This window comes from Herbaspirillum sp. CF444 (assembly GCF_000282135.1).
Taxonomy (GTDB): domain Bacteria; phylum Pseudomonadota; class Gammaproteobacteria; order Burkholderiales; family Burkholderiaceae_D; genus Herbaspirillum.
On sequence record NZ_AKJW01000016.1, the window covers coordinates 83,923 to 103,985 of the forward strand.

The window sequence follows — 20,063 nt, forward strand, 5'->3', positions numbered from 1 at the left end:
TGCTATGGCTATTTCGGATTTTGACCTGGTTTTATTCGGCGGCACCGGCGACCTGGCGATGCGCAAACTGCTGCCGGCGCTGTACGCCCGCGACCGCGCGCGCGATCTCGTGCCGACCGCGCGCATCATCTGCATCGGCCGCGACAACAAGAGCAACGAAGACTTCCTGCAGATCGTCGAACAGAACGCCAAGCCGCACATCAGCAGCGCGACCATGGACGCCGATGTCTGGCTGCGCTTCTGCGGCCGCATCCAGTACGTGTCGCTCAACGCCAAGGAAACCGCGACCTACCAGAACCTGGTCGCCGCCCTGCGCAACGATCCGGCGATCTCACATGTGTTCTACCTGGCGACGCCGCCGACGCTGTTCTCGATGATCTGCGACAACCTGTCGCAAGCCGGACTGGCGACGCCGAACGCCCGCGTGGTGCTGGAGAAACCGCTGGGCCACGACCTCGAAAGCGCCAAGGACATCAACGCGCAAGTCGGCCGTTACTTCAGCGAATCGCAGATCTTCCGCATCGATCACTACCTCGGCAAGGAAGCGGTGCAGAATTTGCTGGCGCTGCGTTTCGGCAATGTGTTGTTCGAACCGCTGTGGCGCCGCGAGTGGATTTCCGACGTGCAGATCACCATCGCCGAAGAACTCGGCGTGGGCGGCCGCTTCGACTATTACGATACCTCCGGCGCGCTGCGCGACATGCTGCAAAACCATTTGCTGCAACTGCTGTGTATCGTCGCCATGGAACCGCCGGTATCCAACTCGGCCGATTCCGTGCGCGATGAAAAGCTCAAGGTCCTGCGTTCGCTCAAGCGCTTCACGCCGACCACGCTGGCGATGAACGTCGTGCGCGGCCAGTATCGCGCCGGTCACGTCAACGGCGTCGCCGTCCCGGGCTATCGCAAGGAAGAAGACGCCAATCCCGATTCGCGCACCGAGACCTTTGTCGCGGTCAAGGCCGAGATCGATACCTGGCGCTGGGCCGGCGTACCGTTCTACCTGCGTACCGGCAAGCGCATGGCCGACCAGCTGGCGGAAATCGTGGTGCGCTTCAAGAGCGTGCCGCATTCGATCTTCACGCAGAACAACAGCAGCACGCCGAATTGCCTGGTGATCCGCCTGCAGCCGGACGAAGGCCTGCACATGAACCTGATGGCCAAGACGCCGGGCGACGGCATGCGCCTGAAGCCGGTCGAACTGGAACTGGATTTCCGCGAAAAATTCAAGACGCCGCGCATGGAAGCCTACGAGCGCCTGCTGCTCGACGTGCTGCGCGGCCAGCTGACGCTGTTCATGCGCAGCGACGAACTGGAAGCGGCATGGGAATGGGTCGAGCCCATCCTCGAACACTGGGATCAGGAAGAAAGCGATCCTATCCCCTACAGCGCCGGCACCTGGGGCCCGGCGGCGGCAAGCGCGCTGATCGGCCGCGACGGTTTGCAATGGCGCGAAGAAGCGCTGCCGGAAGTTTAATTTACAGACTGAACAGAAGCCCCATGCTACTCGACTCCATCCGCACGCATATCAATTCGCTCTCCAAATCGGAGAAGAAGGTCGCGGCTGCCATCCTCGCCAATCCGCAGCTTGCGCTGCAAGAGAACCTGACGGCGCTGGCCAAGAATGCCGAAGTGTCGGAGCCGACCGTGATCCGTTTTTGCCGCGCCATCGGCTACGAGGGATGGCACGATTTCAAACTCAAGCTGGCGCAAAGCCTGGCGCTCGCCCTGCCCGGTGCCAACGAGTCGCTGGGACAGGACGACCTCGCGATCGACCTCGTCAATAAAATCTGCAGCCGCTCGATCAACACCCTGCTCGACTTGCGCAATCATCTCGATCCCGACGCCATCCAGTTGGCGCTCGACGTCCTGACGCGCGCCAGCAAGATCGAATTCTACGGCCAGGGCACTTCAGGTATTGTCGCCAACGATGCCCAGCACAAATTCTTCCGCTCGGGCGTGCCGACCGTTGCTTATTCCGACCCGCACATCCACAGTATCGCGGCATCGCTGCTCAAGCCCGGCGACGCGGTGGTGGCGATCTCGCAGCGCGGCGGCAATGCGGCGCTGCTGCGCAGCGTACAGCTGGCGCGCAAGGGCGGCGCCGACATCATCGTGCTGGGGCCGAGCGGCACGCCGCTGGCGGAACTGGCGACCGTGCTGGTGCCGATCGACCTGAGCTTCAACATCGACCCTTACACGCCTATCTCGGCGCGCCTGGCGCATCTGGTGGTGATCGACATCCTCGCGGTCGGCCTGGCCCTGCGCCGCGGTCCGGAATTCCGCAAGAAGATGCAGAACGCACAAAAATCCCTGCAAAAATTCGACATGCAGTTCGATTCGTTCTTCCGTTGAGCGAATCTTTCCTTTACTCTTGAGGGCGAATTTCCCGCCCTCTTTCCATCGATCTTTCGTTGAGCTTGGCCATGACTTCTGCAACGACACCGACAACTTCCTTCCGCGAGCCGGCCTTCCTGCATCAGCGCCTGCAACGCGACATCGATTTTTTCACGCAGCATGCGTTCGATCCGGCCGGCGGCTTCTTTCATTATCTCAATGATGACGGCAGCGTGTACGACAACAGCCGCCATCTGGTCAACAGCACGCGCATGGTGTTTTGCCATGCGCTGGCATATCGCTTCACCGACAAGGAAATGCACCGCGATGCGGTGCGCCACGGCCTGAAGTTTTTGCAGGAACAGCACCGGCAACCGAGTTACGGCGGCTACGCCTGGGTGCTCAAGGACGGCGTGCCGGTCGACCGCACGCAACATTGCTACGGCCTGGCGTTCGTGCTGCTGGCGTATGCACATGCCTATGACATCGGCGTGGAAGAAACTCGGGCGCATATCGATGCCACCTTCGATCACATGGAAAAGCTGTTCTGGTCCGAACAGCACGGCCTTTACGCCGACGAAGCGACGCCCGAAGGCGTGGTGTCGTCCTATCGCGGCCAGAATGCCAACATGCACAGCTGCGAAGCCTTGCTGGCAGCCTACGAAGCCACCGGCGACATCCGCTTCCTGCATCGCGCGGAACGGCTGGCGCGCAACATCACCGTGCGCCAGGCGGCGCTCGCCAACGGCTGGATCTGGGAACACTACACCGCCGACTGGAAGATCGACTGGGAATACAACCGCCACGACAACACCAACATGTTCCGCCCCTGGGGTTACCAGCCGGGCCACATGACGGAATGGTCCAAGCTGCTGCTGATCCTCGAACGCCATGCCGAGCATCTGCAGGATGACGCGAGCTGGCTGGCGCCGCGCGCGCGCGCCTTGTTCGACGTCACGATTCCCGTCGCCTGGGATGAAGAACACGGCGGGTTGTTCTACGGCATCGCACCCGACAACAGCGTATGCGACGGCGACAAGTATTTCTGGGTGCAGGCCGAATCGCTAGCCACCGCAGCCCTGCTGGCGCAACGCACCGGCGAGGCGATCTACTGGGAAGTCTACGACCAACTCTGGCAATACAGCATGCAGCACCTGATCGATCAGGAGCGCGGCGGCTGGTACCGCATCCTGCAACGCGACAACACGCGCTACGGCCCCGAAAAACCGCCGCACGGCAAGACCGACTTCTACCATCCGCTCGGCGCTTATCTGGAATCGCTGAATGCTGTCGGTGCGCCATTGCCGAAAAAGCGATAGCACCCGAAAATTTACGTAAAATGCCATTTGGCCCATTCACAAGAGATCGCCTGCCATGAACCAGTTAGAACAGCTCAAGCAGTACACCACGGTCGTTGCCGACACCGGCGACTTCGAGTCCATGAAGGCATTTGCGCCGCGTGACGCGACCACCAATCCTTCACTGATCCTGAAAGCGGTGAAGAAGGATGAATACAAGCCTCTGCTGGAAAAGGCGGTGCACGACAACCGCTGGAATCAGCATGAGATCATGGACCATTTGCTGGTGGCGTTCGGCGTAGAAATTCTGAAGATCGTGCCTGGCCGCGTTTCTACCGAAGTCGACGCCAGCCTGTCGTTCGACACCAAGGCCACCATCGACAAAGGCCGCAAGCTCATCGATTTATATGGCCGCGCCAGCATCCCCAGAGAGCGCGTGCTGATCAAGATTGCCTCCACCTGGGAAGGTATCCGCGCGGCCGAAGTCCTGGAGCGCGAGGGCATTCGTTGCAACATGACCTTGCTGTTTTCGATACCGCAGGCAATCGCCTGCGCAGAAGCCAAAGTCCGCCTGATTTCACCCTTTGTCGGCCGCATCTACGATTGGTACAAGAAGGCAGAAGGCACGGAATTCACCGGTTCCGACGATCCTGGCGTGCAGTCGGTGCGCAGCATTTACGATTACTACAGCTATTTCGATTACAAGACGGAGGTGATGGGCGCGAGCTTCCGCAATACATCGCAAATCCTCGAACTGGCAGGCTGCGACTTGCTGACGATCAGCCCCGATCTGTTGAAAAAACTCACCGAAAGCAACGAGCCGGTGACACGCAAGCTGACCCGCGAAGCGGCGCAAGATCAAGGCGGCCATCCTCCACCGACTTCGGAAAAGGATTTCCGCCTCCAGTTGAACGACAGCGCCATGGCGACGGAAAAACTGGCGGAAGGCATCCGCCTGTTCTGCGCAGACACCAGCACGCTGAACAGAATGATTGATGAGATGCGCTCTGCCATGTAACGCATCTACGCTCGGAAATCAATCCAATAAAAAGAGGCGCAACAACGCCTCTTTTTTATTGCCAGGAATGATCGCGCTACCGACTTTTAGTTCTTCAGCGCATCCGGCACCTTGCCGCCGTTCTCCGCCAGCTTGGCCATGACCTGCTTGTGCAGCCAGATGTTCATGGCAGCCGAATCGTTGGTGTCGCCCTGATACAGCAATTCCGTTGCCAGTTCCTTGCGTGCAGCAAGGCTGCTGTCCAGATCGAGCAACTTCATCAGGTCGACGATGGAAGTCTGCCAGTTCAGTTTCTGCGGATTCTTCGCGGCCATGTCGTTCAGGATGGCTTCCACGTCGACCAGGGGTGTTACCTGTCCCGCGACGACGCCGGTGTCCGATGCAGGCGCGGTGGTATTAGCGGCATCATTCTGGGTGGGATGAGAAGAAGGAAATATCTTGCTGAAAATAGTACTCAGAATGCCCATGGCGTTCTCCTGAAAGGGATAAACAAAGCTGTTGCCCGAAGAGACAACAGCCAGCTGAGAGAGCCCTGTTCAGGTGAAGTTCCTGCGCATTTTGTAACGCAATGACAAGTAGCGTGCATGCCGAAGAACTTCAATCGTGCCCGCAGCTTTTCGCGAAACATAAATAAAAAGAGGCAGGATATCCGCCTCTTTTCTTTCACCAAATTACTGTCCACCGGTCGTATGCGCGATTACAGCTTTTCGGTCTCGCCCGATTTAGGCTGCCACTTCATCAGGCGCTTTTCGATCACGCCGACCGCGACGTCCAGCACCAGCGCAAAGGCCGTCAGCACCACAATGCCGGCAAACACCGTATTGATGTCGAAACTGCCTTCCGCCTGCAAAATCAGATAACCGACGCCGCGCGCCGAGCCGAGGTACTCGCCCACCACCGCGCCGACGAAGGCCAGGCCGATGGACGTATGCAAGCTGGAAAACACCCACGACGTCGCCGACGGCAGATAGACCGTGCGCAACAGCTGGCGCGCGTTGGCGCCGAGCATGCGCGCATTGGCGAGCACCACCGGGCTGACTTCCTTTACGCCCTGATAGACGTTGAAGAACACGATGAAGAACACCAGCGTCACCGCCAGCGCGACCTTGGACCAGATGCCCAGGCCGAACCACATCGCAAAGATCGGCGCCAGGATCACGCGCGGCATCGAATTGGCGGCCTTGACGTAAGGATCGAGGATGGCCGACGCCACCGGCGACAGCGCCAGCCAGAGACCGATGCCCAGGCCCAGCACGGTGCCGATGCCGAAGGCCAGCACCGTTTCCGTCAGCGTGACCAGCAGGTGCGAATAAATCTCTGCCGGGAAAGTCAGCGTAAAGAAGGTGGTGTCGCCGAAGCCGACTTCCAGCGAGCCGCTGCCGACGGTGAACCATTGCCAGATGCGCACCGCGACTTTCAGCGGTTCGCCGAAGAAGAACGCGGTCTGCTCATTGCGCGTGGCGATGTGCCAGACGCCGAGCACGACGACCAGCACCAGCAGTTGCCAGAAGCGCAGATTTTTATGACTTGGTTTGAGGAGTTTCCACATGACGATTCTTTGTTCAGTTTTCTGTGTCGGCCGGCTGAGGACTCAGGCCGCGGTTTTTTGTTGCTGATATCCCTTGAGCACTTCGTCGCGCAGGACCGACCAGATTTGCTGGTGCAGTTCGACAAAACGGGGATGCGTGCGAATCTCGGCGACGTCGCGCGGACGCGGCAGGTCGATCGTGAATTCGCCGATGGGATGCGTGGCCGGCCCGGCCGACAGCACCACTACGCGGTCGGACATGGCGATGGCTTCGTCGAGGTCATGCGTGATGAACAGCACGGCTTTTTTCTTGGCGTTCCACAGATCGAGCACTTCGTTTTCCATCAGCTGACGGGTCTGGATGTCGAGTGCGGAAAACGGTTCGTCCATCAGGATGATGTCCGGATCCATGATCAGCGTTTGCGCCAGCGCCACGCGCTTGCGCATGCCGCCCGATAATTGATGTGGATAGCGGTCGCCGAAGCCTTTGAGGCCGACGCGCGCCAGCCATTGTTCGCCGAGCTCTTTCGCCTCGCGATCATCCATGCCGCGATATTGCAGGCCGGCGATGACGTTCTCCAGCGCGCTGCGCCATGGCATCAGCGCTTCGGCCTGGAACATGTAGCCGGCGCGCTTGTTGATGCCGGCCAGCTCTTCGCCGAAGATCTTGATGCTGCCCGAGGATGGTTGCAACAAGCCGGCGCCGACATTGAGCAAAGTCGATTTGCCGCAACCGGTCGGTCCCACGACGGAGACGAACTCGCCCGGCGCGATCGCCAGCGTGGTGTTGGCGACGGCGGTGTAGCGTTGCGTGCGGTCGTCCTTGGAAACAAAGGTGCAGGTAATGTCGTCGAGAAAAAGTGCTGGCGTCATAGCGAGGATTTTCCGGCCAGGCCGAATGTTGGTGCGTTGAGAGAAAGCATCAAAACAAAGATGATGGATACGATATACGGGACTGCAAATTGCAGACGGGCACCCGAAGGCGCCCGTGTGTTGTCACTGATGAAGGTCGCTCACTTGTACTTGGCGTTGGCCTTCTTGACGAAATCGTTGGTGTAGGTCTTGGACAAATCGATCTTCTTGTTGGCCAGGTCAGGCTCGAAGGCTTGCAGCGTCTTCAAGGCAATCGCAGGGCCGGCATCCGGGAAGACGCCATCCGGAGAAATCGCTTCGCGCACCTTCAGGAAGGCTGCAATGTACAGCGCTCGGTCACCCAGCAGATAGCTTTCCGGAACGGCTTTGATGATGTCGGAAGGACCCGCCTTCTGGATCCATTTCAGCGCGCGCACCATGGCGTTGGTCAGCGCTTGCGTGGTGTTCGGATATTTCTTGATGAAGGCTTCCGGCGCGTACAAGGTCGCTGCCGGCATCGGGCCGCCGAAGACCTCGTTGGTGTCCTTCAGCGTGCGGGTGTCGGCGATGGTCTTGATTTCACCCTTTTGTTCCAGCATGGCGATCACCGGATCCAGGTTGGCGATCGCATCGATCTGGCCGGAACGGATGGCGGACAAGGCGCCTGCCGCTGCACCGACGCCGATAAAGGACACGTCAGTCGGCTTCAGCCCGGCCTTGGCCAGAACGAAGCTGGCCATGACGCTGGTCGAGGAACCCGGCGCCGTCACGCCGATCTTCTTGCCCTTCAGGTCGGCGATGGTCTTGTAGTTCGGCATGGTCTTGTTGTTGACCGAGAACACGATTTGCGGTGCGCGGCCTTGCAAGACGAAAGCGACGATGGACTGGTTCTTTGCCTGCATGTTGATGGTGTGCTCGTAAGCGCCGGAGACCACGTCCGCGCTGCCGCCCACCATGGCCTGCAGCGCCTTGGCGCCGCCGGCGAAGTCGGAGATTTCGACTTGCAGGCCTTCATCCTTGAAGTAACCCAGTTGCTCGGCCACGGTCAACGGCAGATAGTAAAACAGGTTCTTGCCGCCGACGGCGATGGATACCTTCGGTTTTTCCAGCGTCTGCGCGAACAGATTGCTATTGAAGGTCAGGTAGCCGGCCAGGAACAGGGCCAGGGCGATGGCGAATTGCTTCAGGTTGAACTTCATGCGGTCTCCTCCTATGAGCGTGCTTATTTGTGCTTGCTTACGCTGACTTGTTGCTTGACTTCAGGCCGTCCTGGAATGACGGTCTTCAGATGACCTTGTCTTGCCGCAACTGCGTAATTTGTGCGTCATCATACCCCAGCGAACGCAAGATTTCAGCGTTATGCTCGCCGAGCCCTGGACCTATCCATTTCGTGCCGCCCGGCGTCTCCGACAATTTGGGCGTGACGGCCGGCAATTTGATCGGCGTGCCGTCGGCGAAGGCGTGTTGCTCGAACATGTTGCGCGCCAGGAATTGCGGGTCGGTCATCATGTCGCGCACCGAGTAAATCTTGCCGACCGGGACGTCCGCCGCCTGCAGGATGGCCAGCGCATCGTCGATGGTCCGGGTATCGCACCAGGCCTGAATGGCCCGGTCGATTTCTTCGGTGCGCGGCACGCGGCCGTCGTTACGCGCAAGTTGCGGATCGTCGGCCATGTCGTTGCGACCGATGGCGATCATGAGGCGTTTGAAGATGGCGTCGCCGTTGCCGGCGATGACGATGTTCTTGCCGTCGGCGGTGGTGTAGGTGTTGGACGGCACGATGCCGGGCAAGGCGCCGCCCGTGCGTTCGCGCACCACGCCGGCCTGGTCGAATTCCGGCACCAGCGACTCCATCATGTTGAACACCGATTCGTACAACGCGACGTCGACCATCTGGCCCTGCCCTGCCACGCACAGCTCGCCGTCCTTGCCGTTCCAGCGGCCGCCGGTGACGTCGCGATGGCGCAAGGCCATCATCGCGCCGATGACGCCGTGCAAGGCGGCAATCGAGTCGCCGATGGAAATGCCGATGCGCACCGGCGGCCGATCGGGATGGCCGGAGACATAACGAATGCCGCCCATCGATTCGCCGATGGCGCCAAAGCCCGGCAAATCCTTGAGCGGACCCGTCTGGCCATAGCCGGACAAGCGCACCATGATGGTGGCGGGATTCAATTTTTTGAGCGCTTCGTAACCGAGGTTCCACTTTTCCAATACACCGGGACGATAGTTCTCGATGATGATGTCGGCGTCCAGCGCGAGACGGCGCGCGATGTCCTGCGCCTGAGTATCCTTCATGTTCAGCGTCAGGCTTTTCTTGTTGCGCGCCTGCACCGACCACCACAGCGAAGTGCCGTCCTTGAGCACGCGCCACTGACGCAGCGGGTCGCCGACTTCGGGCGCTTCGACCTTGATGACGTCGGCGCCGAATTCCGCCAGCATGCGCGAGCAGAACGGGCCGGCGATCAGCGTGCCGAGTTCGAGTACCTTGATGCCGGCCAAGGGGCCGCTTGTGGGTTTCTTTTCCATACTTTTATTGTCGGGACAGTGGCTGCGGCCAGGGTATCGACTGGAGTCGATCTCATTTGCTTCCGATGCCGGCGTGTCCCGAATCTCCTCTCCTGCTTTGTTATGTCGTGCCTTGCTTCTGCTGCATGTTCGAACTACGTTGCGCGCCGGTCCAGCATGGCGCGTGCAATGGTGCCTGCATCGACGTATTCCAGTTCGCCGCCCACCGGCACGCCGCGCGCCAGACGGCTGACCCTGAGGCCGCGCGCCTTGAGCGTTTCGCTGATGTAGTGGGCCGTGGCTTCTCCCTCGTTGGTGAAATTGGTGGCCAGCACCACTTCCGCCACGACGCCGTCGGTGGCGCGCGTGATCAGTTTTTCCAGATGGATGTCCTTGGGACCGATGCCGTCCAGCGGCGACAGGCGCCCCATGAGCACGAAATACAAACCCTTGAAGGTCAGCGTCTGCTCGATCATCAGTTGATCGCCGGGCGTTTCGACCACGCACAACACGGTGGTGTCGCGCTCGCCGTCCTGGCAGGTGTCGCAGATGACTTGTTCGGTGAAGGTGTTGCACAAGGCGCAGTGGCGGATCGTTTCGGCCGCCTGGGCAAGCGCGCGGCTCAGTTGCAGGGCGCCGTCGCGATCATGCTGCAGCAGATGGTAGGCCATGCGCTGCGCCGATTTGGGACCGATGCCTGGAAGGGTGCGCAGGGATTCCGTAAGAAGGGTAAGACTGGACGGGGTTTTCAATTTCTGTCTGAGATATGCCGGAAGACGGAAAGCGCTTCGGCCGTCATGGATGGAACGAACTCGGTGATTTCATATTCTGCGACGCCGCCGATGTAGAACGGGTCGGTTTCGATGATGGCTTCGACTTCGGCGCGGTCGGTAGCGTCGGCGATGATGATGCCGCCGCTGCGCGGCACCTTGCGGCCCGACATCAGGAACACGCCGTCGGCATACTGTTCGTTCAGGAATTGCTTATGCGCAGTCAGCAGCGCGTCTATTTCGCTTGCCGACTTGGTATAGGTAATCGAGATAACGAACATGATGCCTCCTTCAGAAAGCAAGCACTGCCGCATCGACAGCGCGTTGCCACATCATACCGATACGGGTTTAGAACGGCATCTTGAACCCTGGCGGCAACGGCATGCCGGCAGTCATGCCCGCCATTTTTTCCTGCGAGGTTGCTTCGGCCTTGCGCACTGCGTCGTTGAAGGCGGCGGCAACCAGATCTTCCAGCATGTCCTTGTCGTCAGCCAGCAGCGAAGGATCGATAGAGACGCGCTTGACGTCATTCTTGCAGGTCATCACGACTTTGACCAGTCCTGCGCCCGACTGTCCTTCGACTTCGATCAATGCAAGCTGCTCTTGCATCTTTTTCATGTTGTCCTGCATCGCTTGAGCCTGCTTCATCAAGCCTGCCAGTTGGCCTTTCATCATGGTCGTACTCCTTGGTAACTAAGTTGATTCATCTTTCGCATGCCGTGGCGGAAATGGCACATCGGCGCCTTCCGCCTGTCCGTGTATTGTCCGTTACAGCGGCCGGATCGACCCCGGCACGATGGACGCGCCGAACTCGCGCATCATGACTTGCACGAAGGGATCGTTCTGCACGGTCTTTTCCGCCTCGCGTTGCCGGTCGGCACGATCGGCTTCGGCTTTGGCGTTGGCGGTGTGCGCCACCAGGCCGATTTCGGTTTCCACCCTGACGCTCTTGCCGAAACGCTCACCCAGGGCGGACGCCAGTTTGTCGACGTTGCCGGAGGCGCGCAAGGTTTCTACCGGGATGCGCAAATGGAAACAAACGGTATTTCCGGTCAGTTCGCATCGTACCAGTTCGCTCTGTTGCGCCATCTGCTGCACCATGCCGCGCAGCGGCAAGTCGGCGGCCAGATGCGGCCAGTTGCCGTCCCAACCGAGTTCGGCAGCCACCTGCGCGGTCTGGGCCTGCATCGCGGGAGTGATCGTACTGGCGGGCGCAACCGGCGGCGCGAGGACAATGGCGTCTTCCGCGTTGTCGGCTGCAGTATAAATTGCCACTGAGGCCGCAGCGTTTACGCTGTCGGCTGAATACTGTTCAGTTTTTTTTTGAGCGTCGGCGCCGGCCGGCTCTTCATCCCAGGGGGGCGGCGTGTCGTCGGACATGGCTGCCGGCGCAGGTGTCGGGGCAGCGACAGGAGCGGCCTGAACCGGCATCGGCGCGGAAGCAACTGCCGCAGGACGCGGCGCACTCTTGCCCGAGGCGGCACGGGCGGCTTCCAATGCGGCGGCGCGCGCCGAGTTGGCGGGACCTGCTGCCGGGACCGAGGAGGCTGGCGGACGCGAAACGGGCGCACTGGCCGTCGCCACTTGCGGCGCTGCGCTCAGGGGAGCGGCTGCGGGCGTGGACCGGGCCGGTGCGGCTGTCGGTCTCGCGACGGGCGCTGCCGGCGCACTGCCCACGGCACCGGCCGCACCTGCGGCAACCGGACGAAACGCCAGCATGCGCAACAAGGTCATGCTGAAGCCGGCGTATTCGTCCGGAGCCAGACCCAATTCGTTGCGGCCGTGGACGGCGATCTGGTAAAACAGCTGCGCTTCTTCCGGATTGAATTGCGACGCCAGGCGCACGATGTCTTCCCGCTGCGGCACGTCTTCCGCCAGCGCAGCCGGCACCGTTTGCGCCAGAGCGATCTGATGCAGCAGCGTTGCCAGATCCTGCAAGGCAGCGTTGTACGACAAACTGCGCGTGGCCATTTCATCGGCAACCGACAGCAAGGCGGCGCCGTCTTGCGCCGCCAGCGCGTCGAGCACGCGGATCAGATACGACTGATCGAGCGCACCGAGCATGCCCTGCACTGCTTCCAGCGTGACCTTGCCGGCGGCGTAGGCAATCGCCTGGTCGGTCAGCGACAGCGCGTCGCGCATCGAGCCGTGTGCGCCTTGTGCCAGCAGGCGCAGCGCCGGCGCTTCGAATTCGATGTTTTCCTGGCCGAGGATGTTGTCCAGGTGGCTGATGATGTGGCCCGGCGGCATTTGCTTCAGATTGAACTGCAAGCAACGCGACAGCACGGTCACGGGAATCTTTTGCGGATCGGTCGTCGCCAGGATGAACTTGACGTGTTCGGGCGGTTCTTCCAGCGTCTTCAGCATCGAGTTGAAGGCGTGGTTGGTGAGCATGTGCACTTCGTCGATCATGTAGACCTTGAAGCGAGCGTTGGACGGCGCGTAAATCGCCTGCTCCAGCAACTGCGCCATTTCATCGACGCCGCGGTTGGAGGCGGCATCCATTTCAATGTAGTCGACAAAGCGGCCGGCATCGATGGCAACGCAGGCCTCGCACACGCCGCAGGGCTGCGCGGTAATGCCGCCGTTGCCGTCCGGGCCCTGGCAATTGAGCGACTTGGCCAGGATGCGCGAGAGCGTGGTCTTGCCTACGCCGCGAGTACCGGTAAACAGGTAGGCATGGTGCAGCCGCTGCTGATCCAGCGCATGTGTCAGCGCCCGCACGACGTGTTCCTGCCCGACCAGCGTATCGAAGCTGCGGGGGCGGTATTTACGGGCGAGAACTTGGTAGGACATAAACTTAGGGGGCTTAGGCGTTGGGTCAGACGGGCATTTTATTCTATTTCGGGCCCGTCTTAACCGACTATCGCGGAATTGGCTTGTCGGACCTGATAGCGTTGGGAGAGAAGCGGATTATTTCCGGCCGTAGGTGTCTTCAAAGCGGACGATATCGTCTTCCCCCAGATAACTGCCCGACTGCACTTCGATCATTTCCAACGGGAACTTGCCGGGATTCTCGAGCCGGTGCGTAACGCCCAGCGGAATATAAGTCGACTGGTTTTCGGACAGCAGGAAAACCTCTTCGCCGCGCGTAATGCGCGCCGTGCCCTTGACGATGATCCAGTGCTCGGCGCGATGATGGTGCATCTGCAAGCTCAGCGTACAACCGGGATTGACCACAATGCGCTTGACCTGGAAACGCTCGCCGGCGTCGATGGAGTCATACCAGCCCCAGGGACGGTGAATCTTGCGATGCGTCACGGCTTCGCCGCGCTCCTGCTCCTTCAACCGGGCAACAATCTGCTTGACCTCTTGCATATTGCCTTTATCGGCAACCATGACGGCGTCGGAGGTCTCGACAATCACCAGATTATCGATGCCCACACAGGCAACCAGACGTTCCTGTGCAAACACCAGGTTATTCGAAGCCTGAACCAGCATGACGTCGCCACGCGCGACGTTGCCCGCGGCATCTTTCTCGGACACTTCCCACAGCGCATCCCATGCGCCGACATCGGACCATCCTGCCGCCAACGGAATGATGCGGCCTTCAATGCCAAGTGCCGATGCTCCAGCCAGTTTTTCCATGACGGCGTAGTCGATGGAGTCTGCCGGACACGCTTCAAAGGCAGCCTTGTCGATACGATAAAAGTCGAGGTCTTGCCTGCCGCCGTCGAATGCGGTGCGGCAAGCCTCCGCCATGGCCGGCTGAAAATGGTCCATTGCGCGCAACCAGACGCTGGCGCGCATCATGAACAGGCCGCTATTCCAGAGGTAATCGCCCGCATCGATGTAGCGCTGGGCCGTGGCGACATCCGGTTTTTCCACAAAGCTGTCGATGGCATATGCACCGTCCACTGCTTTGCCGCGCCGGATGTAGCCGTAACCGGTTTCGGGATGATCCGCGACAATGCCGAATGTCACCATGGCGCCTGCAACTGCGTGAGGAATGCCTTTCCTGATCGCGGCCTGAAAGGCATCGACATCACGGATGACATGGTCTGCCGGCATCACCAGCAAAATCGGATCGCCCTTGTCCCGATGCGCGAGCAAAGCCGCCAGCGTCAGCGCCGGCGCAGTATTCCGTCCAAACGGTTCCAGTACGATATGTTTGCTCGGACGCCCCACCGCGCGCAATTGCTCGGCAGTGATGAAACGGTATTCTTCATTGCAGACGACAACAGGCTCCTCAATCAACGCATAGTCGTCGCCGCCGTCCTGGATACGCAAGGCAGTCGCCTGCAGCATCGTATCGGCGCCGACCAGCGGCAACAGTTGTTTGGGATATTGTTCGCGGGAAAGCGGCCACAAGCGTGTACCGGAACCGCCTGAGAGAATTACTGGCTGCAGATATGTCATTACTCTATCGCTGTTTATTGGGAGGCAGATGTCCCCGCGTCTCGGGCAAAGAGAATCACGGCGCTTCGCGACGACGCTTCTTGTGCTGATACATCAGGGCATCGGCGCTGTTCATCAGGTCACCAATCGTATCATGCATGGCCGGATTATATTCAACGAAGCCGACACTATACAGCAGGTCGTAACCGCGCTTGCCGGCATGATTGTATTCATTGATCGCGGCGTCCAGATGGGCGAGCACCGTCGCGGTTTCCTGCCCCGCGGTATTGGTCAGGAACACGGCGAATTCGTCGCCGCCGAGACGGCCGATCACGTCCGACTCGCGGAAATTGGCCATCAGGATCCGACCGAAATTGACCAACGCCCGATCCCCTTCGGCATGGCCGAAGCGGTCATTGATCTGCTTGAACAGATCGAGGTCGAAATACAGCAAGGACGCCGGCCGGCCCAGGCGCTTGCACATATTCAGGGCATGTTGGGACAGCGATTCAAACCCGCGGCGATTGGACAGCTTGGTGAGTTCGTCCATGGTCGCGAGATGCACCGCCGCCATTTCCTGCTCGACCATGCGCGTCAGGTCGGCCAGCATGATCCGGTCATCGTCGTTGAATTCGCGCGGAATCGTATCGAGGAGACACAAGGTTCCCAGTTTGTGCCCCTGCGGACTGCGGATCGGACATCCCGCATAGAAGCGGACAAACGGATCGCCCACGACCAGCGGGTTATCCTGAAACCGCGGATCTTCCAGGGCATCGCTCACCACCATGACATCATCGCGCAAGATCGCATGCGCGCAGAACGACACATCGCGGCCTGTTTCATGGGGCTCGACGCCGATACGCGACTTGAACCACTGCCGCTTGGCATCCACCAGGCTCACCACGGCAATCGGCACTGCAAACAAACGGCGCGCCAGTCTGGTCAGGCGATCGAAGCGTTCCTCGGGCGGGGTATCCAGAATGTGCAAGGAATGCAACTCGGCGACGCGCGCCTGCTCGTCAACGGGAATATCAGCGATTTTCATAAGTCCTTTTTTGCCCAGTCATTGACAGAACTCGTTGACATGCAGAATTGCGGCGCAAGCACGCACCGCGTTGCCGGCGCCTTTTCCTCCGCCTTGTCCGTCGCGCATTCATGCAATGACGCGCAATTGCCGTACGGATCATTGCCATATCGGCAAATCAAAGCTTTTTATTAATTGTTAACAGGCTCTATGACTGTAATGCCGATTATTTTTATTCGCAAGCGGCCATCGGGCCAGATGACGACTTACCCGCGCCAAAACAAAAAACCCCGCAAAAGCGGGGTTTATCGACGAGCAAGTTCAGTGTGCTGCAGGATGGCGCGCCATCAGCTCTTGGCGGCGGCAGGGGCCGGTTTGTCCGCTTTGGCTTCCTGCTCCTTCATCTTTTTGGGGAAAGGCTTCGCCTCGCCCTTGCTGGTAACCAGCGACTTGCTGCGCGGCTGGCCGTTCACCGTCAGGCCGGCGTCGGACAACTTGTTTGCACTTTTGTCGCCGACGCCTTTGACGCGGGTTTCAAAGTCGGTCCAGTCCTTGAAGTCGCCCTTTTTGCGTTCATCGAGAATGCGCTTGGACATCGCCGGGCCGATGCCCTTGATGCCGTCCAGTCCGGCCTGATCCGCCTTGTTGACGTCAGCCTGGGCAAATGCCAGGCCGGCGCTCATGGCAAATACGCAGATTGCCAGCAAGATTTTTTTCAACATGATGTTCCTTTCGAGGTAAGCGTTAAGTCATTGAATAAATCATTGAGTACAACGTCAGCGAGCAAAATCGGCTGGCTGAATGATTTAACGATGCCTCGGAACAAAAGTTGACAAAATAGAAACGAAATAAACCTGAAATAAATTAGAGAGAAAGCTCTTCGCGCGTGACGGTCGCCGTGCCCAGCTTGCCGACCACGATGCCGCCGGCCTGGTTGGCGATCCTGACCGCTTCCGGCAAGGCGACGCCGTTGCCGAGCATCACGGCCAGCGTCGCAATCACCGTGTCGCCGGCGCCGGAGACGTCGAATACCTCGCGCGCAACGGCGGGGAAATTCACGACTTCGTTCTCCAGATACAGCGTCATGCCCTCTTCGGAACGCGTCAGCAGCAGCGCTTCCAGTTCCAACGCCCGACGCAGGTTTTGGGCCTTGGCGGTGAGTTCGTCTTCGGTCTTCCAATTGCCGACGATCCGGATGAGTTCGGAACGGTTGGGTGTCAGGATGGAAGCGCCTTTGTAGCGAGAGAAGTCATCGCCCTTGGGATCGACCAGGATGCGTTTTCCCAGCTTGCGACCGACGCCGATCATGTCGGCGACATTGACCAGGCTGCCTTTGGCGTAGTCGGACAGAATAATGACGTCGTAGTTGCCGGCCAGCGCGTTGTATTGCGTCAGCTTGTCGCGCAACACGGTGTCGGTCGGCGCATCTTCGAAATCGACGCGCACCAGCTGTTGCTGACGGCCGATCACGCGCAACTTGATGATGGTCGAGATGGCCTGATCGCGGTTGAGATAGCTGTCGATGCCGAGTTCGGTCAGCAAGCCTTCGACGACGGCGCCCGCCTCATCCTGGCCGATGACGCCCAACAGGCCGGTTTGCGCGCCGAGGGTCGCGGCATTGCGCGCCACGTTGGCGGCGCCGCCCAGGCGTTCTTCACGGCGTTCGACACGCACGATCGGCACCGGCGCCTCAGGCGAGATGCGATTGACTTCACCGAACCAGTAACGGTCCAGCATGACGTCGCCGACGATCAGGATGCGGGCGTTGTCGGTGGAAGGAAGTGTTGTCGCCATGAACTTATGCCTTGGTCAGAATGGAGCGGCCGATGCCGTGATATTCAACGCCGATATCGGCCATCACTTGCGGTTCGAACAGATTGCGGCCGTCGAAGATAACCGGCGTCTTGAGCTTGGCCTTGAGCTGGTCGAAGTCCGGACTTCTGAACGCCTTCCATTCGGTCACGATGGCCAGGCCATCCGCATCTTGCAAGGCGTCCATCGGGGTTTCGCAGAAGCGTATGCGGGACAGCGCCTCGTCGTTGCCGGCAAAATCCAGCGCCAGGACGCGCCTGGCTTCCTTCATGGCCACCGGATCATACACGGCGACAGTGGCGCCGCGCTCGATCAGCTCGCCCAGCAAGACGCGCGAAGACGCTTCGCGCATGTCGTCGGTATTCGGTTTGAACGCCAGCCCCCAGATTGCAAAATGCCTGCCTTGCAGGTTCTCGCCGAAACGCGTCACGACTTTCTTGCCGAGCACATGCTTCTGGTTGTTGTTGACCTGCTCCACGGCGCGCAGGATATGCAGCTCCTGATCATAGTCGCGCGCCGTGCGCTCCAGCGCCTGCACGTCCTTCGGAAAACAGGAGCCGCCGTAGCCGCAACCGGCGTACAGGAAGCTGTGGCCGATGCGCGGATCGGAGCCGATGCCGTGACGCACGGCTTCGATGTCGGCGCCGACTTTGTCCGCCAGATTGGCCAGTTCGTTCATGAACGAGATGCGCGTGGCCAGCATGGCGTTCGCCGCGTATTTGGTGAACTCGGCGGAACGCACATCCATCCAGTAAGTACGTTCGTGATTGCGGTTGAACGGCGCGTACAGCTTCTTCATCGTCGAATAGGCCCGTTGCCCTTCCGGCGTGTTGTCGTGACCGATGACGATGCGATCCGGACGCATGAAGTCTTCGACCGCCGCGCCTTCCTTGAGGAACTCGGGATTGGAGACCACCGAAAACGCAGCATCCTTCACCGCGCGCTGCTCCAACTCCTGCTGAACCGCAGCGTGCACGCGGTCAGCCGTGCCGACCGGCACCGTCGATTTGTCGACGATGACCTTGAAACCGGTCATGTGCCTGCCGATGTTGCGCGCAGCCGCCAGAACGTACTGCAAGTCCGCGGAGCCGTCTTCATCGGGCGGCGTGCCTACCGCGATGAACTGGACGTCGCCATGCGCCACGCTGGCGGCGACGTCGGTCGAAAACGTCAGGCGGCCGGCCGCGCGGTTGCGCGCCACGACATCTTCCAGGCCGGGTTCATGGATAGGAATGCCGCCATTGTTGAGAATGTCGACCTTGGACTGGTCGACGTCGAGACAAAACACGTCGTTGCCCAGCTCCGCCAGGCAGGCGCCGGTGACGAGCCCGACATAGCCGGTGCCGATGATGGTAATTTTCATAGTATTCCTACGGATGCGAGCGCCGGAGCGCCCTAGTTCATTACATTCAGTTCTTCGGTACGGCGCGGCGGGTAGGTTTCCCAATGATTGCATCCCGGGCAATGCCAGTAGAACTGGCGCGCCTTGAAGCCGCAATGCGTGCACTGGTATCTGGCCAGCTTTTGCGTATAACTGTGCACCAGCGTCTTGACCACGGACAGCTCGGGACGAATTTCCGCCGGGGCATTGAGCATGCGCGCCTCCAGGAATTTATCCAGCCCCAGCAGGGTCGGCGTCCTGCGCAACTCATCGCTGACCAGCTGATTGGCAGCGTCCACGCCTTCCAGCTCCAGCACTGCCTTGAACACCACTTCCAGCAAATCGATGGAGGGCGCTTCCGCCTGATAGGCGCGCAGCAGATTCAAACCTTCCTTCATGCGACCTACCGCCTGATAACCATCAAGCAAACGCTGCGCCACCAGGGCGGCATGCGGCACGCTTTGGTGTTCGACGCGGCGCCAGGCCAGCAACGCCGCTTCGACGTCGCCCTTGGCCAGATACACATCGCCCAGCAAGATGTTGGCACGTACGCTCTTGCGATCGGTGGCCAGCGCTTTTTCCAGCATGTTCATGGCGGCGTCGGGATGGGTGTGCACCAGTTCGTCCTCCGCCAGTTCGCAATAAAACTGCGCGATTTCTTTCTGTCGCCCGCCGGCGCCGGAAGCTTGCAGGGTCTCCGCGGCTTTGATGGCGCGCGCCCATTCTTTTTCGCGCTGGTAGATTTCCAGCAAGGCGCGGCCGGCCTGGGCGCCGTATTGCGTGTCGTTGAGCAGATGGAAGGTTTCTTCCGCGCGATCCAGCAGGCCGGCTTTCAGGTAATCCTGCCCCAGTTCGTACTGCGCATGCGCCTTGTGCTCCGCCGGCAAGTCGGGGCGCGCCAGCAGGTTCTGGTGAACGCGAATCGCGCGCTCGGTCTCGCCGCGGCGGCGGAACAGGTTACCCAGCGCAAAATGCAGATCGACGGTTTCCGGGTCGAGCTTGACGATTTCGATGAACGCATCGATCGCCTTGTCCGGCTGTTCGTTCAGAAGGAAATTCAATCCCTTGAAATAACCGCGCGGCAAGGTACGCGATTCGGAAATCAACTGGTTGATATCGACACGCGCCGCAATCCAGCCGAGACCGAAAAACACGGGGATGCCGAGCAGCCACCAGAATTCAAATTCCATAGAAGTCTTT

19 protein-coding genes are annotated in these 20,063 nt (G+C 60.1%); 4 read left to right on the forward strand and 15 right to left on the reverse strand.

Annotated features, from left to right (window positions below):
• Positions 1 to 4: 4 nt before the first annotated feature.
• The 4 genes from zwf to tal all read left to right on the forward strand — a co-directional run bounded on the left by zwf (position 5) and on the right by tal (position 4,650).
• Positions 5 to 1,474, forward strand: a complete 1,470-nt coding sequence (gene zwf, locus PMI16_RS03080) for a glucose-6-phosphate dehydrogenase (protein WP_007876304.1) — start codon at positions 5 to 7, stop codon at positions 1,472 to 1,474.
• 23 nt (positions 1,475 to 1,497) lie between these two features.
• The gene (locus PMI16_RS03085; protein ID WP_007876305.1) at positions 1,498 to 2,352 is read left to right on the forward strand and encodes an SIS domain-containing protein; all 855 of its coding nucleotides are present in this window, start codon (positions 1,498 to 1,500) and stop codon (positions 2,350 to 2,352) included.
• 71 nt (positions 2,353 to 2,423) lie between these two features.
• Positions 2,424 to 3,653, forward strand: coding sequence for an AGE family epimerase/isomerase (locus tag PMI16_RS03090; RefSeq protein WP_007876307.1), 1,230 nt, complete (start codon positions 2,424 to 2,426; stop codon positions 3,651 to 3,653).
• 55 nt (positions 3,654 to 3,708) lie between these two features.
• The gene (gene tal, locus PMI16_RS03095) at positions 3,709 to 4,650 is read left to right on the forward strand and encodes a transaldolase (protein WP_007876309.1); all 942 of its coding nucleotides are present in this window, start codon (positions 3,709 to 3,711) and stop codon (positions 4,648 to 4,650) included.
• A gap of 86 nt (positions 4,651 to 4,736) precedes the next feature.
• On the opposite strand, the gene PMI16_RS03100 is transcribed toward tal, so the two are convergent.
• The 15 genes from PMI16_RS03100 to lapB all read right to left on the reverse strand — a co-directional run bounded on the left by PMI16_RS03100 (position 4,737) and on the right by lapB (position 20,053).
• Positions 4,737 to 5,117 carry a DUF3597 domain-containing protein gene (locus PMI16_RS03100; protein WP_007876311.1) on the reverse strand — a complete coding sequence of 127 codons (381 nt, stop codon included), beginning with the start codon at positions 5,115 to 5,117 and terminating at the stop codon, positions 4,737 to 4,739.
• A gap of 230 nt (positions 5,118 to 5,347) precedes the next feature.
• Positions 5,348 to 6,199 (reverse strand): ABC transporter permease, encoded by an 852-nt coding sequence (locus PMI16_RS03105; protein ID WP_007876313.1) that lies wholly within the window; start codon positions 6,197 to 6,199, stop codon positions 5,348 to 5,350.
• A 42-nt stretch (positions 6,200 to 6,241) separates the two neighbouring features.
• Complete coding sequence (locus PMI16_RS03110; RefSeq protein WP_007876316.1) at positions 6,242 to 7,051, reverse strand: ABC transporter ATP-binding protein; 810 nt, start codon at positions 7,049 to 7,051, stop codon at positions 6,242 to 6,244.
• Positions 7,052 to 7,191: 140 nt separating this feature from the next.
• Entirely contained in the window at positions 7,192 to 8,229 is a 1,038-nt protein-coding gene (locus tag PMI16_RS03115) for an ABC transporter substrate-binding protein (protein WP_007876317.1), read from the reverse strand.
• Between the two features lie 85 nt (positions 8,230 to 8,314).
• Positions 8,315 to 9,559, reverse strand: a complete 1,245-nt coding sequence (locus PMI16_RS03120; protein WP_007876318.1) for a CaiB/BaiF CoA transferase family protein — start codon at positions 9,557 to 9,559, stop codon at positions 8,315 to 8,317.
• Positions 9,560 to 9,693: 134 nt separating this feature from the next.
• Entirely contained in the window at positions 9,694 to 10,290 is a 597-nt protein-coding gene (gene recR, locus PMI16_RS03125) for a recombination mediator RecR (RefSeq protein ID WP_034379011.1), read from the reverse strand.
• Positions 10,287 to 10,589 (reverse strand): YciI family protein, encoded by a 303-nt coding sequence (locus PMI16_RS03130; RefSeq protein ID WP_007876321.1) that lies wholly within the window; start codon positions 10,587 to 10,589, stop codon positions 10,287 to 10,289. The genes recR and PMI16_RS03130 overlap by 4 nt, the downstream gene beginning before the upstream one ends.
• 67 nt (positions 10,590 to 10,656) lie before the next feature.
• Positions 10,657 to 10,983, reverse strand: a complete 327-nt coding sequence (locus tag PMI16_RS03135; protein ID WP_007876323.1) for a YbaB/EbfC family nucleoid-associated protein — start codon at positions 10,981 to 10,983, stop codon at positions 10,657 to 10,659.
• 93 nt (positions 10,984 to 11,076) lie between these two features.
• The gene (locus PMI16_RS03140) at positions 11,077 to 13,104 is read right to left on the reverse strand and encodes a DNA polymerase III subunit gamma/tau (protein ID WP_007876325.1); all 2,028 of its coding nucleotides are present in this window, start codon (positions 13,102 to 13,104) and stop codon (positions 11,077 to 11,079) included.
• 117 nt (positions 13,105 to 13,221) lie between these two features.
• Positions 13,222 to 14,667: a mannose-1-phosphate guanylyltransferase/mannose-6-phosphate isomerase gene (locus PMI16_RS03145; protein ID WP_007876327.1), complete on the reverse strand. Its 1,446-nt coding sequence runs from the start codon at positions 14,665 to 14,667 to the stop codon at positions 13,222 to 13,224.
• 55 nt (positions 14,668 to 14,722) lie between these two features.
• On the reverse strand, positions 14,723 to 15,691 hold the full coding sequence (locus PMI16_RS03150) for a sensor domain-containing diguanylate cyclase (RefSeq protein WP_007876329.1): 969 nt from the start codon (positions 15,689 to 15,691) through the stop codon (positions 14,723 to 14,725).
• A 326-nt stretch (positions 15,692 to 16,017) separates the two neighbouring features.
• Positions 16,018 to 16,392, reverse strand: a complete 375-nt coding sequence (locus PMI16_RS03155) for a ComEA family DNA-binding protein (protein WP_007876331.1) — start codon at positions 16,390 to 16,392, stop codon at positions 16,018 to 16,020.
• A gap of 142 nt (positions 16,393 to 16,534) precedes the next feature.
• On the reverse strand, positions 16,535 to 17,464 hold the full coding sequence (gene rfaE1 / locus PMI16_RS03160) for a D-glycero-beta-D-manno-heptose-7-phosphate kinase (RefSeq protein ID WP_007876333.1): 930 nt from the start codon (positions 17,462 to 17,464) through the stop codon (positions 16,535 to 16,537).
• 4 nt (positions 17,465 to 17,468) lie between these two features.
• Positions 17,469 to 18,845, reverse strand: coding sequence for a UDP-glucose dehydrogenase family protein (locus PMI16_RS03165; protein ID WP_007876335.1), 1,377 nt, complete (start codon positions 18,843 to 18,845; stop codon positions 17,469 to 17,471).
• 32 nt (positions 18,846 to 18,877) lie between these two features.
• The gene (lapB, locus tag PMI16_RS03170) at positions 18,878 to 20,053 is read right to left on the reverse strand and encodes a lipopolysaccharide assembly protein LapB (RefSeq protein WP_007876338.1); all 1,176 of its coding nucleotides are present in this window, start codon (positions 20,051 to 20,053) and stop codon (positions 18,878 to 18,880) included.
• Positions 20,054 to 20,063 lie beyond the last annotated feature (10 nt).